Raw genomic sequence first — 15,794 nt, forward strand, 5'->3', positions numbered from 1 at the left:
CGCGCAATGTCCTCTATCGGGTCGAAAGGGGCATTGGCCGGGCTGGCGGCGTTCGCGGCCGCGATAGTCCTGGCCCCTTTCCTACTGCCCGACTACTACCAGTCGGTACTCATCGTCGCCGGCTTCTTCGCCATCCTGTCGATGGGGCTCAACCTGCTCCTGGGATACGCGGGGCAGATCTCGCTCGGGCACGCCGCCTTCTACGGGCTGTCGGCCTATGCGAGCGGCATCCTCACCGCCACTTATCACTGGCCCGTGCCGGCCGGGGTCGCCGCGGGCGTCCTGCTCTCGGGCGTCACCGCCGCGCTGATCGGCATTCCCACGCTCAAGCTCAAGGGACACTACCTCGCGATGGGAACGCTGGGTTTCGGCGTCATCGTCTATATCGTGCTCAATGAGGCGGTCGGGCTCACCGCCGGGCCGTCGGGCTTCACCGGGATCCCGCGCCTCTCCGCCTTCGGCCGGACGTTCACCTCCGACCGGGAATACTATTTCATCGTCTGGGGAATCGCCTTCCTGCTGTTCGTCCTTGCGCAGAACCTGGTCCACTCGCGGATGGGGCGCGCGCTCCGGGCGATCCATACGAGCGAGTCGGCCGCGTCGGTCCTCGGGATCGACGTGCCCCGCTACAAGGCGTTCGTCTTCGTGCTGTCGGCGGTCTACGCAGGGATCGCAGGCGCGCTCTACGCCCACTTCGTCACCTTCGTATCGCCCGGATCGTTCAGCTTCAACGCCTCGGTGCAGATCGTGACCATGGTGGTGCTGGGGGGAATGGCGTCGCTCTGGGGCGCGCTGGCGGGCGCGGTCTTCCTGACCGTGCTGCCCGAATGGTTACGGGCGATCGAGAACTACGACATCCTCATCTACGGCGCCATCCTCATCCTGACCATGCGCTTCCTGCCGGGCGGCTTGGCCGAGGGGGCGTGCCGACTTTTGTCGCGGGTGCGGCGCCTCTTCCGAGGGAAGAAGGCCGACGCCGCGGTTTTGCCTGATGCCGGAAGGGAGGACGCGTGACCTCTTCCGCACCCTTTTTCAGCGGGGAGGGGATCACCCTCCGCTTCGGCGGCGTCACCGCGCTGCACGACGTCGCTTTTTCCGTGGCGTCCGGGACGGTCCATGCGATGATCGGGCCGAACGGCGCGGGCAAGACCTCGCTGTTCAACGTGATCACCGGCTTCTATGCCCCCGACGCCGGGACGGTCCTGCTCGACGGGGAGACGCTTTCGGGGCGGCCGCCCCACGCAATTGCGCAGAGGGGCATCGTCCGCACCTTCCAGAACCTGGAGATCTTCACCAATATGACGGTGCTCGAGAACGTGCTGACCGGGGCGCACTTGTCCGGGAAATACGGACCGCTCGAATTCTTCCTGAGGACGCCCCGCTATTTCCGCGAGGAGCGCCGGCTGCGCGACGAGGCGATGGCCGAACTCGACTTCGTCGGGCTTGCGGGGGAGGCTGCGCTCCCGGCGGGGCAGCTCCCCTTCGGATCGCAGCGGCTGCTCGAGATCGCCCGCGCGCTGGCCGCTCGCCCCCGGCTGCTGTTGCTCGACGAGCCGGCGGCCGGTCTCAACATCCGCGAGACCGCCGCGCTGGGCGCGCTGATCCGCCGGATCGTGACGCGCGGCATCACGGTCCTGATGGTCGAGCACGACATGGCGCTCGTCATGGACATCTCCGACCGGGTGCTCGTCCTCAACTACGGCGAGGTGCTGGCCGAGGGCACGCCGGTCGAGGTCCAGCGCAATCCCGCGGTCGTCGCGGCCTACCTGGGCGAGGAGGGCTGACACATTCGATGCTGCGGGTGAAGAACCTCCAGGTGCACTACGGGATGATCCACGCGCTCCGGTCGGCGTCCGTCCACGTGAAGGAAAAGGAGATCGTGGCGCTCATCGGCGGCAACGGCGCGGGCAAGACGACGCTTTTGGCCGCGATCTCCGGACTCGTCCGCCCGACCTCGGGGGAGATCGCGCTCGACGGCGCCGGGATCACGACCGAAAAGCCCGACCGGATCGTCCGGAAGGGGATCGCCCATGTGCCCGAGGGGCGGCACGTGTTCAAGCCGCTCTCCGTCGAGGACAACCTGCTGCTGGGAGCGTACCATCGGTACACATGGCGGGCTGCGGCGTCGATCCGGGACGAGATCGAACAGCTCTACGGGTTATTCCCCGTGCTGGGACAGCGTCGTCGGCAGGCAGCCGGGACGTTGTCGGGCGGAGAGCAGCAGATGCTGGTCATCGGCCGTGCGCTGCTGTCGCGGCCGAAGGTGCTGCTGCTTGACGAGCCGTCGATGGGGCTTGCGCCGAAGGTGATCCGGGAGATCTTCGAGCACGTGGCGCGTCTGCGCGCCGATCGAGGCATGACCATTCTTCTGGTCGAGCAGAACGCGCGGGCGGCGCTGTCGATCTCCGACCGCGGCTACGTGCTCGAGACGGGCCGCGTCGTGCTTCACGGCAGCTCCGAGGAGCTGCTCGCCAACCGCGACGTCCAGCGCGCATACCTGGGGCGGGACGCCGGGAAATAGTGGTATCGCGATTCATCCGAGGAGGGACGATCCGTGTACTGGGAATCCGATAGCGAATGCATGGGGCGAGAGGAGCTCGAGCAGCTCCAGCTAGAACGGCTGCAGGCGACGCTCAACCGCGTCTATGCACACGTGCCGTTCTACAGGAAGGCGTTCGACGCGATCGGGATCGCGCCCGAGGACGTTTGCTCGCTCTCCGACCTGGCGAAGCTGCCCTTCACGACCAAGAACGACCTGCGCGAAAACTACCCTTACGGGCTGTTCGCGGTACCCCTTCGCGAGGTCGTGCGGATCCACGCTTCGTCCGGCACGACCGGAAACGCGACGGTCGTCGGCTACACGCGCAACGACATCAAGACGTGGAGCAACCTGGTCGCCCGCATCCTGGTGATGGGGGGCGCGGGGAAGGATGACGTCGTCCAGATATCCTTCGGTTACGGCCTGTTCACCGGAGGGTTCGGGCTGCACTACGGCGCCGAGCGGATCGGGGCCTCGGTCATCCCGGTCTCCAGCGGCAACACGGCGCGTCAGATCCAGATCATGCGCGACTTCAAGAGCACGGCGCTCGTGGCCACCCCTTCCTATGCGATGCTGATCGCCGACACGGTCCGCGACATGGGCATCCCGCGTGCCGAGCTGTCGCTCAAGTACGGCTTCCTGGGCGGCGAACCGTGGTCCGAACGGATGCGGCAGGAGATCCAGGACAAGCTGGGGATCATCGCGACCGACAACTACGGGCTGTCCGAGGTGATGGGGCCGGGCGTCGCCGGGGAGTGCCTCGAGCGGAACGGCCAGCATTTCAACGAGGACCATTTCCTCGTCGAGGTGATCGACCCGGAAACGCTTGAGCCCGTTGCACCGGGCGAGCAGGGCGAACTCGTCATCACGACGCTGACGAAGGAGGCGTTTCCCCTGATCCGCTACCGGTCGCGCGACCTGACGCGCCTGATGCCGGGCGTTTGTCCGTGCGGCCGCACGGGGCGGCGCATGGAGCGGATCTCCGGGCGGACCGACGACATGCTGATCATCCGCGGCGTCAACGTGTACCCGACGCAGATCGAGACGGTGCTCTTCGAGATGGAGGGGATCGCGCCGCACTACCAGATCGTCGTGGATCGCAAGGGCGCGCTGGACAAGGTGACCGTCCGGGTCGAGGTGTCCGAGGAGATCTTCTTCGACCAGATGCGGCGCCAGAAGGAGATGGTCGAGAAGCTCCAGAAGCGGATCGCTCACGAGCTGGGGATCACCGTCGACGTCAAGTTGGTCGAACCCAAGACCCTCGAGCGGTTCGAGGGAAAAGCGAAGCGCGTCATCGATAATCGCAAACTATAGGGGGGAACGCGATATGGGCTCCGGAACGCTTTACATCGTCGCAACGCCGCTGGGAAATCTCGAGGACATCACTTTTCGTGCGCTGCGGGTCCTGAAGGAAGTCGCGGTCGTCGCCTGCGAGGATACCCGGCGGACGGTCAAGCTGCTCAACAAATACGAGATCCGCACGCCGCTCGCCATCTATCACGATTACAACAAGCAGCGCGCGAGCCTCGGAATCCTTCGGCGGCTGGCCGACGGCGAGAGCGTGGCGCTGGTTTCCGACGCGGGGACGCCGGCGATCTCGGACCCCGGCTACGAGCTGGTGCGCGACGCGATCGCTGCGGGCGTGCATGTCGAGGTGATCCCCGGACCGTCGGCGCTCATCTCGGCCTTGGTCGTGTCGGGGCTGCCGACCGACCATTTCACCTTCGAGGGGTTCCTCCCCAACCGGAAGGAAAAGCGGCGCAAGGCGCTCGTCGCGCTCTCCGGGGAGACGCGGACGATGATCTTCTACGAGTCGCCCAACCGGGTCGCGGCTTTTCTCGTCGAGGCGGCCGAGACGCTGGGGGACCGGCGCGCGTGCGTGGTGCGCGAGCTGACGAAGATTCACGAGGAGATCTTGCGGGGAACGCTGTCCGAACTGGCGGCCGAGCTGGGCGGGCGCGAATCGGTTCTGGGCGAAGTGACGCTGGTCGTTGCGGGGGCGTCGAAGACGATCGAGCTGTCGGTCGACGAGATCGTCGCGGCCGCGCTCGAAGACGCCTCGGGATCGTCGCGCGACCTGGCGCGGGAGATCTCGGACCGGACGGGTTTATCGCGGAAGGAAGTCTACGCCGAGATCCTGAAGCAGCGATCCCGCGGGGAAAAGGAACCGTCGACGGAAGCTTGAGGGCTTCAGACGTCGATCTTGTGGCGGAGCGCGAGCTCCTCGAACGCGGGCAGGTCGATGTTGAGGATGGCCGCGGCCTCGCGCCGGTCGCCCCCGGCGAGCGCGAGCGCCTGAAGCACCATCGGCTTCTCGATCCCCTCGATGGCCTGGAGGAGCAGGTCGGGCGGCGATGCGGCGGGCGAGGCGTCGACGGTCTGCTTGCGGCGGCGTCCGTAGAAGATGTCGGTCGGCAGATCGGTGGCGTCGACCAGCGTTCCCTGGCGCTTCTTTCCGGCGATCTGGCGGACCAGGTCGCGAAGCTCCCGGACGTTTCCGGGCCACGGATACCCGGTCAGAGCGGTCAGCGCCGCCTGGCTGAACCCCTGGAGCGGCTTCTTGCGTTCCCGGTTGGCCTCGAACAGGAAATGGTGGAGAAGCAGCGGGATGTCCTCGACGCGTTCCCGGAGCGGCGGCACCGCGATCGTGCCGGGAGCGAACGCCGCGCGAAGCTCGGGTCCCAGCGCGGCCTCGGGCGGGCGCGTGCCGGTGCAGGAGCAGGACGCCACCAGCCGGACGTCGATTTCCACGGATTGGGCACCCCCGATCGGGCGAACGGCGCGGGTGGATAGAAACTCGAGAATCCGCCCCTGGACCCGGAGGGAGGCCTCGCCTGCGTCCGCGAGGTACAGCGTGCCGCGGTTGGCCATCTCGATCTTGCCTGCCGCGGGCAGCAGCGCCTGCTGCCAGGCGCCGGCCGCATGTCCGAACAGCTCGTCCTCGAGCATCTCTTCCTGTTTTCCCGCGCAATAAACCGCCACGAACAACCCGCCCGCCCGCGCGCTCTGGGCATGGATCACCCGCGCCGCGAGGGTGCGTCCCGCGCCTCGCTCGCCCGTCAGAAGCACCGGGGTGTCGGTGTCGGCAAGCCGGGTGATGGCGGCGACCATCTCTTGCATCGGGGCGCTGGTGCCGACCATGGCCTGGATCTGGTACTCTCCCCGGAACTCGGACTTGAGGAACTGGTTTTCGCGGCGAAGCTGCCGGTGCGCGTAGGCCTTCTCGACGAGGTTGACCACTTCCTGTCCCTTGAACGGTTTCATCAGGTAGTGGAAGGCGCCCGCGCGCATCGCCTCGATGGCGTTGTCGACCGTCGCGTACCCGGTCATCATGACGACCTCGGCATCGGACTGGATCTTCCGGGCGATCCGGAGCACCTCGAGGCCGTCGGGCCCGGGCATCTTGAGGTCGGTCAGGATGACGTCGAAACGCTCGCGTTCGATCAGCTCGATGGCCTCGGTGCCGGAGGAGGCCTTCCGGACATCGCAGCCGCTCGGCGCGAAGAAATCGCCCAGCAGGTCGAGCAGCTGGGGCTCGTCGTCGACGATCAGGAGGCGCATGGGGGTATTCATGGGCGGGTCATTTCCTCCGGAGCGTCCACCAGACCGCGACGCCGCCGGCGGCAAGAATGAGGACGAGGGAGGCGATCTCGAGGTCGCGATACCTGGACCGGCTGGCCTTTTCGACCGCCCGGCGCTGCTCGAACGCCGCAGGCGAGGAGGCGTCGAGGTTGTCGGGCACGGGGAGCGGAGCCGCGGATGCGGTTAGGGCGAAACCCAGCATCAGGACCGCCGGCGCGGTCCTGAACGCGTGACGGAGCAGCAATGGGCGCGTCTTGGAGGGAACAGGGACCATTGGGTATGCTTATACCACGAAACGGAGCGGCGTGCGGCAGGCCGCGCACCGGTTGCCTGAGAGGCCCGAGGCGTCGATCCGGTAGCCCTGGCGTCGGACGACGGTCTCGCCGCAGGCGGGGCATCGGGTGTCGGAGGCTCCGGACAGGTCGATGTTGCCCGCGTAGACGTATCGAAGTCGTGCTGAGGCGATCCGGAGGGCCGATTCGAGCCGCCCGGGCGGCGTCGGGGGGGCCGTCATCCGGTGCATCGGGAAGTAGCGGGAGAAGTGGAGGGGGATCTCCGGGTCGACGGACTCGACGAAGTCGACCACCTTCCGGATGTCGGCGTCGGAATCGTTTTCGCCGGTGACCAGGAGCGTCGTCAGCTCGACGTGGGTCGCCTTCGAGGCCATGCGGATCGTTTCGAGCACCGGCTCGAGCGTTCCCCCGCAGATGCGCCGGTAGAACTCCGGCTTCATGGACTTCAGGTCGATGTTCATCGCGTCCATGAGCGGCAGCAGCTCGGAAAGCGGTTCAGGATTGATGTAGCCGTTGGTCACGAGGACGTTGACCAGCCCGACCTCGCGGAAGGCGCGCCCGCAATCGCGCAGGAACTCGAAGCCGATCGTCGGCTCGTTGTAGGTGTACGCGATGCCCACGCTCTCCTCGACCCGGGCGGCCCGGATCAGGTCGCCGATCCCGACCGTTTCGAGCGGGGCCTTGCCGTCGACCAGGTGGGCGTTCTGGCAGAAGGCGCATCGAAAGTTGCAGCCGACCGAGCCGACCGACAGGATGGGGCGTCCGGGGTGGAAGTGGAAAAGCGGCTTTTTCTCGATCGGGTCGACCGCGACGGCGGACACCTTCCCCCAGGTTTCTGCGCGCAGCGTCCCCCCCGCATTGAAACGAACCCCGCAGATCCCGTGCTTCCCGTCGGGGATACGGCAGCGATGCGGGCACAGCGTGCAACGGACGGCGTCCCCCTCGGGCTGCCACCAGGAGGCGACCGGCGCTTCAGTATCGGATCTCGAATTTATCATGGGGCACCTCGGCAGGGCGCATGTCGACGCGGATGTCGGTTACGCGGGCGGCCGGCGGCCCGACCCGCATCTGCTGGATCACCCGGGCGACCGCGACCGGGTTGCCCTGGAGCAGCGCCTCGACGTTGCGGTCGGGCAGGTTGCGGACCCATCCGCAGACCGCTTCCCCGAGGGCGGCCCTTTGGGTGAAGTCGCGGAAGCAGACTCCCTGCACCCGGCCGGTCACGACGACGTGCGCTTCGACCCGTTGCTCATCCATCGTTATCCCTCCCTCGACCGCGGTCGATCAGCGCCAGCCACCCGGCTTCGGAAAGAACCGTCAGGCCGAGTTCGCGCGCCTTTTTTTCCTTCGAGCCGGCGTCGGCGCCGACGACCACGTAATCGGTCTTGCCCGAGACGCTGCCGGCGACGTTCGCCCCCATCGCCTCGGCGCGTGCCTTGGCTTCGGAGCGGCTCATGGTCTCGAGCGTGCCCGTGAAGACCACCGTTTTCCCGGCGACGGCCCCGGCAGCGGCCGGCGGCTGGAAGTCGCCCACGGAAAGAAGCGGGGGCTCCCCTCCGGAGGGAAGCGTCAGGCGATCGAGCAACGCCAGATTGTGCGGCTCGCGGAAGAAGGCGACGAGGTCGTCGGCCACGCTTTCGCCGATGCCCTCGATCGACAGCAGTTCGTGGTGCGCTTCGGAGGCCGGGTCGGCCGCCGCCTCCATGGCGGCGCGCCAGCGGACGAGCGACAGGTAGCGCCGCGCGAGCAGCCGGGCCGTCGCTTCCCCCACCTGCCGGATCCCCAGCGCGAGGATAAAGCGGTCAAGCGGGACGACGCTCGCGCGCCGGATCGCCTCGAACAGCTTGTGCGCGGAAATTTCCCCCCACCCCGTCCAGGTGGCGAGCGGCGGCGCTTCCCGGCCGTCGCGCAATTCCAATGTAAAGATGTCGGCCGGCGTGCGGACCAGGCCCTTGTCGTAGAAGAGCTCGATATTCTTGTCGCCCATCCCCTCGATGTCGAGCGCGCCTCGCGACACGAAATGCCGAAGACGTTCGCGCGCCTGTGCGGCGCATACGAGGCCGCCGGTGCAGTAGGTCCCGGCCTCGCCCGGCTCGCGGACCAGGCGGCTGCCGCATTCGGGACATTCGGACGGGAAGCGAAACGGGACGCTGCCGGCGGGCCTTCGTTCGAGGACCACCCCGGCGACCTGCGGGATGACGTCTCCGGCCCGCTGGATGACGACCGTGTCGCCCTCGCGGATATCCTTGCGGCGGATCTCGTCCTCGTTGTGCAGGGTGGCGCGCGAGACGAGGACGCCCCCGACATTGACCGGGACGAGATGCGCGACGGGGGTGGCCTTGCCCGTACGGCCGATCTGGACGACGATCCGGGAGATGACCGTGGCCGCCTGCTCGGGGGGAAACTTCCAGGCGATGGCCCAGCGGGGGGCGCGGCTGACGAAGCCCAGGCGGACCTGCCAGTCGAGCCGGTCGATCTTCATGACGATCCCGTCGATGGAAAATCCGAGCGAGGCGCGCCGGTCCCGCAGGTTGTCATAATAGCGGAGCAGCCCGGAATCGTCGCTGCCGGACACGGTGAGCTGCTCGGCCGGTTCGTTGAGGACGAAGCCCCAGCCGGCCAGCTTCGCGCGTGCCTCCCACTGGGTCTGCGCGAAGGGCTCGGAGGATTCGCCCCACGCATACGCGAAGAAGTGGAGGGACCGCCGGGAGGTGACGGCGGGATCGAGCTGACGGAGGCTCCCCGCGGCGGCATTGCGGGGGTTCGCGAACGTCTTGGCGCCTTCCGCTTCTTGCCGTTCGTTGAGCGCCAGGAAGTCGGCGTCGGACATGTAGACCTCGCCGCGGACGTCGAGCACGGCGGGCCAACCGTCGCCCTTGAGCCGGTGCGGGATGTCGGCGATGGCCCGGACGTTGGCGGTGACGTCCTCGCCCTCGGCGCCGTTGCCGCGCGTCGTGCCGGCGACCAGGCGCCCCGCCTCGTAGCGGAGCGAACAGGAAAGGCCGTCGATCTTCGGCTCGGCCACGAGCGCGATGGGGGCGCCGGGGTCCCGGAGTTCGAGGATGAAATTTCGGATGCCGGACAGGAAATCGCGCAGGTCGTCGGCGCTGAAGGCGTTCTCGAGCGAGGTCATCGGGACCGCGTGGGGGACTTTCCGGAAACCGGCGGACGGGGTTCCGCCCACCTTCCGGGTCGGCGAATCGGGATCGAAGGACTCGGGATGCGCGGATTCGAGGTCGCGCAACTCGCGGAACAGCGCGTCGTATTCGGCGTCGTCGATTTCGGGGGCGTCGTCGACGTAGTAGCGGTCGTTGTGGTACCGGATCAGGCGGCGGAGTTCGATGATCCGATCTGCGGGTGAAGGGTGCGTCAAGGGGGGCTCCGAAAGGGGGTGACGTGTCCCTGCTGAAAGATTATACAATGGGACCACGACCACGGAGGTGATGCATGTCATCCTTATGGAAAAAGATCACCGGCGGCGGAAAGCCCGAGCCCGAGGACGAAGCCACCGGGCAATATGGCGCCGATTACGTCGGCGTCTCCGATCTGATGAAATTCAACCAGAACCTGCTCGACGCGCTGCGGCACGAGCAGGCGGGACTCGAATTCTACCGTCGCTTCCTCGAAGAGGCCAACGACGAGCGGGGCCGCGAGATGTACCGCAGGCTCATCGAGGAAGAGGAGCGGCACCTGCGGATGCTCGAGGAAGAGATCGACGAGCACAAGAAGGCCGGGTACTGGAGCTAGATCGGCTGGCCGGATTCGAGCGCCACGAGGCCCGGCAGCGGTTTCCCTTCGAGCAGCTCGAGGAACGCCCCGCCGCCGGTCGAGACGTAGGACATCTTCCCTGAAAGGCCGGTGCTCTGGAGCGCCTTGCCCGAATCTCCCCCGCCGACGATGGTGACGGCAGGGCTGGTGGCCAGGGCGTGGATGATCGAGAAGGTGCCGCTGGCGAAGGGCGGAATCTCGAAGGCGCCCATCGGCCCGTTCCAGACGATGGTCTTCGCGTCCCACAGGATTTCCTTGAACAGCATCTGGGAGGCGGGACCGATATCGACCGCGGACCAGTTTTCGGGAATTTCCTTGAGCGGGACGACCTTGGTCTCGGCCGTCGAGTCGAACCGGTCGGCGACGAGGAAGTCGACCGGGAGATAAAGCTTCAGCTTGCGCGCCGAGGTGACCGCGATGACCTCCTTGGCCATCTCGACCATGTTGGCTTCGTAGAACGACGAACCGGTGGGATAGCCGTGCGCGGCGATGAACGTGTTGGCCATGGCGCCGCCAATGATGATCTTGTCGACCTTGCCCAGCACGTTCCGGATCGCGTCGATCTTGCCCGATATCTTCGCCCCGCCGAAGATGGCGACCAGCGGCCGCGCGGGCGCGACGAACGCCTTTTCGAAATAGTCGATTTCATTCTTCATCAGCAACCCGGCCGCCTTCTCGGCAACGTGCCGGGTGATCGCGACGTTCGAGGCGTGGCTGCGGTGCGCAGTAGCGAAGGCGTCGTTGACGTAGACGTCGCACAGCGCGGCGAGCTTGGCCCCGAAGGCATCGTCGTTCTTCTCTTCCTCGGGGTAGAAGCGGATGTTCTCGAGCAGGATGACGTCGCCCGGCTTCAGGGCGGCGACTGCGGCCTCGACCGCCGGCCCGATGCAATCAGGCACGAACCCGATCTCCTTCCCCATGACGATCGAAAGCCGTTTCGCCGCGGGCTCGAGGCTCATCTCGGGGACGCGCTTGCCCTTGGGTCGCCCCAGGTGCGACACGAGGATGACCTTTGCCCCTGCCTCGGACGCAAGCCGGATCGTGGGCAGCGCCGCCTGGATGCGCGTATCGTCGGTGACCTGCCCGTACTTGTCCATCGGGACGTTGAAATCGACGCGGATGAGTACCCGCTTGTCCGCGAGCTTGAGCTGGTTGACCGTGCGCACGTTCATGAAGCCTCCTGGGGGAAGGGAATATTCCTTGCGGGAATGGTATCAGATCGGGCTAGTGGCGGAATAGTCCCATCACGATCTCGATCAGGATGAGGACGATGACGATCGCCTCGAGCGTCTCGGCGCGGCCTGCGGCGGCCCGGTTGTTGATGACGGTGTAGATGTCCTCGAGCGTGCCGAGCTGGTCGCGGATCGTCGCCTCCCATCGCTCGGCGCCCGCCTTTTTCCGGACCGTGTCGTGGATCCGGGCGAGGTAGGCGTCGCCGACCATCTTGAGCGTGTTGTCGGTCCGCTCGCGCAACAGCGTCACGTCGAGCTTGAGCTCGGAAAGCCGGCGCAGCGGCTTCTCGTGGGGGTCGTGGAGGATCGCGGGCAGCCGCCGTTTTCGGCGGATCTCGTCGCCCATCTCGTCGATCGCGCCATGCAGCAGCCGGTCGAAAAAGCGCAGCTCGAGCATCTGGACGTTGAGGAATTCGATCACCTCGAGGGTATCGCGGAATCTCGGGTCGTAGACGAAGGCTGCATCCCACTCGGCGAGGAACAGGTCGTTGTCGTAGTAGCGCACCGGGTTTCCGACGATCTCGGGCAGCGCCTCGGCCGAGAACCTCCCCGATTCGAGCATGAGCAGCCGCGCGATGTCCTGCCGGAGGACGGCGAGCGCCTCCGTGCCGGTCATGCTCGGGGAGAACTGCCCGACGTGCCAGAGGGCGTACTCCTCGACGAGGTCGGCGAACGAGGCGCGGGCGACGGCCGGGCGGACGACCTCGAAGAGTCGCTGCGCGAGCGCGCGTGCAGCGGCTCCGAGGCGGTCGTCGGATGCGAGGGCGATCGCGGTTGCGACGAAGTCGTCCCACGGCATCGCGGCGGCGGGCAGCGAGAGCGTCACGGAGAGCGCGCCGAAGTCGAACAGCTTGGCCGAGGTATCGAGCGTGAGGGGGCCCGAGCGGCCGGCGATCGTCACCGGCCCGAGGGGGACCAGGAGCGGTTTCGGGCGATATTGCAGGTGCGCCGGGGCGGGACGCGACCCCAAGAGCCCCGGCGACTCGACGCCGCGGCACAGCGTGGCCGCCTCCCCCAGGTGGATGTCGAAGCCGATGTCATAGGCGAAGAAGAAGAACAGGTTCCCCGAGTCGACGCGCACGTCGGTCATCGAAATCATCCTCCGAAAAATGCCGGCAGCAGGTTGAATGCCAGGTGCAGCAGCGCCGGCGCGTAGACATTGCCCGTCCGATCCCGCGACCAGCCGAACAGGAGGGCGGGGAAGAAGGTCATCGCGCGCCAGGCCGACGGGGTGATCGCGATGTGGGCGGCCGCAAAGAGAAATGAAGTCCAGAGCAGCGGCTTCCGGCCGTGCCGGGTGAAGGCGTCATGGAGGTAGCCGCGGAAGAAGATCTCCTCGCTCAGCGCGATCGCCGCCTGGAAGAGCGCAAAGGCCAGCGGGCGGGGGATCGCCGGGGCTGGGCCCGGTTTCAGGGGGGCGGGCAGCGGCAGGCGGAGCCAGAGGAAATAGACGACGCAACCCAGAAGCGCGGTTCCGAGGAGCGTGGACGCCGTCCGCCCGGGGGTGCCGATCGTCGTGGCCCAGGCCGGGAGCCCGATCCCGCGATAATGAAGCATCGGGACATAGGCGAAGAGCAGGATCGCGAGGATGGCCGGGGGGAGCCACGGAAGCGCGAGGCCCACCGCGAGCCGCAGCAGCAATGCGATGCCCGCCAGTTCGCATAGTGCCGTGACCGGAAGACCCGACGCCTTGGCAGGAGAGGTGTCCACGGCGGGATTCTTACCCGGCCGGCCGGATCCGCCCGAACAGGTCGGGGAAATGGTCGACCGTGAAGTCGGGCGGGTATTCCGCGAAGCCGTGGCAGCCGAGGCCGTAGGTGACGCCGCAGGTCGCCACCCCGGCGGCGGCGCCCGCGCGGACGTCGTTCGACGAGTCGCCCACCATCAACGTCTCGGCCGTGGAAACGTGCTCGGAGGCCATGATGTCGATCAGCCCTTCCGGGTCGGGCTTCTTGGTCGCGAAGCTGTCGCCTCCCCGGATCTCGCGGAAGGTTCCGGGCGGAAAGAGGCCGTCGAGGATGGCGTGCGTCATTCCGATCGGCTTGTTCGTGAGCACCGCCGTCCGGTACCGGTCGCCGTGCGCCAGGAGCGATTCGAGGACCCCCGGGTAGGGGAGGGTGTGGTCAAGCAGGTGCTCCCGGTAATGAGCCAGGAACGTCCTCCGGATCGCCGGGAACATCTCCTCGTGCCCCGGCCCGATCGCCCGCCGGAGCAGCATCGTCACGCCGTCGCCGACATACGAAAGGATCTTTTCGTACGGGAGCGCGGGGAGCCCGTGCTGCGCCATCGTGTAATTGACGGACACCGCCAGGTCTTCCCGCGAATCGACCAGCGTCCCGTCGAGGTCAAACACCAGCAATCTCTTTTCCATATTCCTATTCTACCTTCCGACCGCCTTCCCGAGTCAACCTCAGCGCCCTTGCGGCGCGCAGGGGAGCGATGTAAACCTTTTGTTTGCCGGGCGGGTTGACAGCACGCCGCCCAGTCCCCAGAATGCAAAGGATAACTTTTCGAGACGGGGAGTAGGCATGGAAGCATTCTGGGCGCGGATCGAGCAGGCGGCGTTGTCCGAGGGGGGAATCGGGGCGGAGGACGCGCTTGCGGTGCTGCGCCTGCCGCGCGAGGCGCTCTGGCGGCTGCTCGACGTGACCGAGCGGGTGCGCAACCGGTTCATCGGCGACGCGATCCGGCTCTGCTCGATCGTCAACGCGAAATCGGGCCACTGTTCCGAGGACTGCTCCTTCTGCGCGCAGTCGCGGAGGTCGAAGGCCGACATCAAGCGCTACCCGCTGATCGACGCCGATTCGATGGTCGAGGCGGCGCGGGGCGCAAAAGAGCGCGGCGCGCGCGAATTCTCGATCGTGGCCTCCGGGCTGTCGATGCGGAACCGGGAGGAGCTCGAGCGGGTGGGCGACGCCGTCGCGCGGATCTCGGGCGAGCTCGGGCTCGAAACGTGCGCCAGTCTGGGGACGCTTCCGGCCGATGCGGTGGCCTACCTCGTCTCCCGCGGCCTCCGTTCGGTCCACCACAATCTCGAGACCTCCCGTTCGTTTTTCCCGAACGTCTGCACCACGCATGCCTACGACCAGGACGTCGCGGCGGTCCGCACCGCGAAGGAGGCCGGGGCCTGGGTCTGCAGCGGCGGGATCTTCGGACTCGGGGAAAGCGACGACGACCGGGTCGAGCTGGCGCTGATGCTGCGCGAACTCGACGTCGACTCGATCCCGGTCAATTTCCTCAACCCGGTTGAGGGGACGCCTTCGGAGGGGAAGCGGGAACTGACCCCGTTTGCCTGCATCAAGATCATCGCGATGCTGCGGCTGGTGCATCCCACGCGGGAGATCATCCTTTGCGGCGGGCGCGAGGTCAACCTGCGGGACCTGCAGTGCCTGATATTCCCCGCCGGCGCGACCGGGACGATGGTGGGGAACTACCTCACGACGGCGGGGCGTCCGGAAGCGGAGGACCGGCGGATGATCGAGGACCTGGCGCTGTCGATACGGGAATAACAGGAAATTAATTGCCCAATCTGGAGGTTCGAAGACGGGCCTGATCCGTGTGCGCCGGTATAACATGCCGACAAACAACAGTTAATATCAGTGGCGTGTAACGTGCATGCGTCCTCTTGGTTTGTCTAGATTTCTCACTCAAAGGAGAATCACGACTCATGAAGGGCACCCGCCGCACGACCCTCACCGTTCTCTCCGCACTCCTCCTCTGCCTGCTTTCCGCGGGCGCCGCTCAGGCGAATGCCATCGTCTATACAGGCCCCGTGATTGCCGAAAGTGCCGGAGGGACTCGCCTTCCCGACTGGACGCTCAACTACAGCCAGTGGCTCGGCAGCGAATTCACCATCAATGGCCCCACAACCATCACCGGCGTGCAGGGATTCTTCGACTGCAGCAACGCGGGCAAGCTGCTTGCCGTCCTCCATGCCAACGTCGGCATGATCCCCGGCGACACGCTGTTCTCCCAAGAGTTTTCCGTAAAGGCCGGTTCCGGAACCGTGACCTCGCGCAACGGATATAACTACGACTGGTTCGGCGCTGATGGGTTCGCTTGGGACGTGGGGCCCGGAAGTTACTGGCTCACGTTCGAGGCGCCTGACTCCAGCTACTATGATGGTCACATGCTGGGCGAGGCCCAGAACCCGCTCGAAAAAGACGCCCATTACGACTGGACGGCCAAGACATGGATTCCCGGGCCCGATTACGAGGAGCTTCGCCTGGGAATCCGGATCGAGGGAGAGTCCGGCACCAAGCCTTCGGCGGTTCCCGAGCCGGGGACGATGATGCTGCTCGGCAGCGGCTTCGTCGCCCTGGCGGGACTCGGAAGGTCGCGCTTCGCAGTGAAGAACTAGTTCCGGTTTCGCCGGGAGGG

At 66.7% G+C, this 15,794-nt stretch carries 17 protein-coding genes; 8 read left to right on the forward strand and 9 right to left on the reverse strand.

Annotated features, from left to right (window positions below; translation table 11 throughout):
* The first annotated feature begins 6 nt into the window (after nt 1-6).
* The 5 genes from VGK27_10860 to rsmI are packed head-to-tail and all read left to right on the forward strand — an operon-like array spanning nt 7 to nt 4,724.
* On the forward strand, nt 7-1,014 hold the full coding sequence (locus VGK27_10860) for a branched-chain amino acid ABC transporter permease (protein HEY3490603.1): 1,008 nt from the start codon (nt 7-9) through the stop codon (nt 1,012-1,014).
* Nucleotides 1,011-1,784 carry an ABC transporter ATP-binding protein gene (locus VGK27_10865; GenBank protein HEY3490604.1) on the forward strand — a complete coding sequence of 258 codons (774 nt, stop codon included), beginning with the start codon at nt 1,011-1,013 and terminating at the stop codon, nt 1,782-1,784. The genes VGK27_10860 and VGK27_10865 overlap by 4 nt, the downstream gene beginning before the upstream one ends.
* A gap of 8 nt (nt 1,785-1,792) precedes the next feature.
* Entirely contained in the window at nt 1,793-2,521 is a 729-nt protein-coding gene (locus tag VGK27_10870) for an ABC transporter ATP-binding protein (protein HEY3490605.1), read from the forward strand.
* A 33-nt stretch (nt 2,522-2,554) separates the two neighbouring features.
* Nucleotides 2,555-3,853, forward strand: coding sequence for a phenylacetate--CoA ligase (locus tag VGK27_10875; GenBank protein ID HEY3490606.1), 1,299 nt, complete (start codon nt 2,555-2,557; stop codon nt 3,851-3,853).
* A 13-nt stretch (nt 3,854-3,866) separates the two neighbouring features.
* Nucleotides 3,867-4,724 (forward strand): 16S rRNA (cytidine(1402)-2'-O)-methyltransferase, encoded by an 858-nt coding sequence (rsmI, locus tag VGK27_10880; protein ID HEY3490607.1) that lies wholly within the window; start codon nt 3,867-3,869, stop codon nt 4,722-4,724.
* Between the two features lie 5 nt (nt 4,725-4,729).
* Here rsmI and VGK27_10885 read toward each other — a convergent pair whose 3' ends face one another.
* From VGK27_10885 to ligA, 5 genes are read right to left on the reverse strand one after another with little or no spacing between them, the layout of a single operon-like run.
* On the reverse strand, nt 4,730-6,112 hold the full coding sequence (locus tag VGK27_10885; protein HEY3490608.1) for a sigma-54 dependent transcriptional regulator: 1,383 nt from the start codon (nt 6,110-6,112) through the stop codon (nt 4,730-4,732).
* Between the two features lie 7 nt (nt 6,113-6,119).
* On the reverse strand, nt 6,120-6,395 hold the full coding sequence (locus VGK27_10890) for a hypothetical protein (GenBank protein ID HEY3490609.1): 276 nt from the start codon (nt 6,393-6,395) through the stop codon (nt 6,120-6,122).
* A 9-nt stretch (nt 6,396-6,404) separates the two neighbouring features.
* The gene (gene amrS, locus VGK27_10895; GenBank protein ID HEY3490610.1) at nt 6,405-7,412 is read right to left on the reverse strand and encodes an AmmeMemoRadiSam system radical SAM enzyme; all 1,008 of its coding nucleotides are present in this window, start codon (nt 7,410-7,412) and stop codon (nt 6,405-6,407) included.
* On the reverse strand, nt 7,387-7,671 hold the full coding sequence (locus VGK27_10900; GenBank protein HEY3490611.1) for an acylphosphatase: 285 nt from the start codon (nt 7,669-7,671) through the stop codon (nt 7,387-7,389). Before VGK27_10900 ends, amrS begins: the two co-directional genes overlap by 26 nt.
* The gene (gene ligA, locus VGK27_10905) at nt 7,664-9,787 is read right to left on the reverse strand and encodes an NAD-dependent DNA ligase LigA (GenBank protein ID HEY3490612.1); all 2,124 of its coding nucleotides are present in this window, start codon (nt 9,785-9,787) and stop codon (nt 7,664-7,666) included. Before ligA ends, VGK27_10900 begins: the two co-directional genes overlap by 8 nt.
* A gap of 74 nt (nt 9,788-9,861) precedes the next feature.
* Here ligA and VGK27_10910 point away from each other — a divergent pair, with 74 nt between their 5' ends.
* Nucleotides 9,862-10,161 (forward strand): hypothetical protein, encoded by a 300-nt coding sequence (locus tag VGK27_10910; GenBank protein ID HEY3490613.1) that lies wholly within the window; start codon nt 9,862-9,864, stop codon nt 10,159-10,161.
* On the opposite strand, the gene VGK27_10915 is transcribed toward VGK27_10910, so the two are convergent.
* The 4 genes from VGK27_10915 to VGK27_10930 are packed head-to-tail and all read right to left on the reverse strand — an operon-like array spanning nt 10,158 to nt 13,785.
* Entirely contained in the window at nt 10,158-11,354 is a 1,197-nt protein-coding gene (locus VGK27_10915; GenBank protein ID HEY3490614.1) for a phosphoglycerate kinase, read from the reverse strand. The two genes, VGK27_10910 and VGK27_10915, sit on opposite strands and share 4 nt — an antisense overlap.
* 52 nt (nt 11,355-11,406) lie before the next feature.
* A complete protein-coding gene (locus VGK27_10920; GenBank protein HEY3490615.1) occupies nt 11,407-12,504 on the reverse strand; it encodes a hypothetical protein in 1,098 nt (365 codons plus the stop codon).
* Between the two features lie 5 nt (nt 12,505-12,509).
* A complete protein-coding gene (locus VGK27_10925; GenBank protein HEY3490616.1) occupies nt 12,510-13,124 on the reverse strand; it encodes a JDVT-CTERM system glutamic-type intramembrane protease in 615 nt (204 codons plus the stop codon).
* A 10-nt stretch (nt 13,125-13,134) separates the two neighbouring features.
* Nucleotides 13,135-13,785 (reverse strand): HAD-IA family hydrolase, encoded by a 651-nt coding sequence (locus tag VGK27_10930; GenBank protein ID HEY3490617.1) that lies wholly within the window; start codon nt 13,783-13,785, stop codon nt 13,135-13,137.
* 157 nt (nt 13,786-13,942) lie between these two features.
* Between VGK27_10930 and bioB the strand changes: the two genes are divergently transcribed.
* Both bioB and VGK27_10940 read left to right on the forward strand, forming a co-directional pair.
* A complete protein-coding gene (bioB, locus tag VGK27_10935) occupies nt 13,943-14,923 on the forward strand; it encodes a biotin synthase BioB (GenBank protein ID HEY3490618.1) in 981 nt (326 codons plus the stop codon).
* A gap of 158 nt (nt 14,924-15,081) precedes the next feature.
* Nucleotides 15,082-15,774, forward strand: a complete 693-nt coding sequence (locus tag VGK27_10940) for a PEP-CTERM sorting domain-containing protein (GenBank protein HEY3490619.1) — start codon at nt 15,082-15,084, stop codon at nt 15,772-15,774.
* Nucleotides 15,775-15,794: the final 20 nt, after the last annotated feature.

It is taken from the genome of Candidatus Deferrimicrobiaceae bacterium (assembly GCA_036504035.1).
GTDB lineage: Bacteria > Desulfobacterota > Deferrimicrobia > Deferrimicrobiales > Deferrimicrobiaceae > JANXPS01.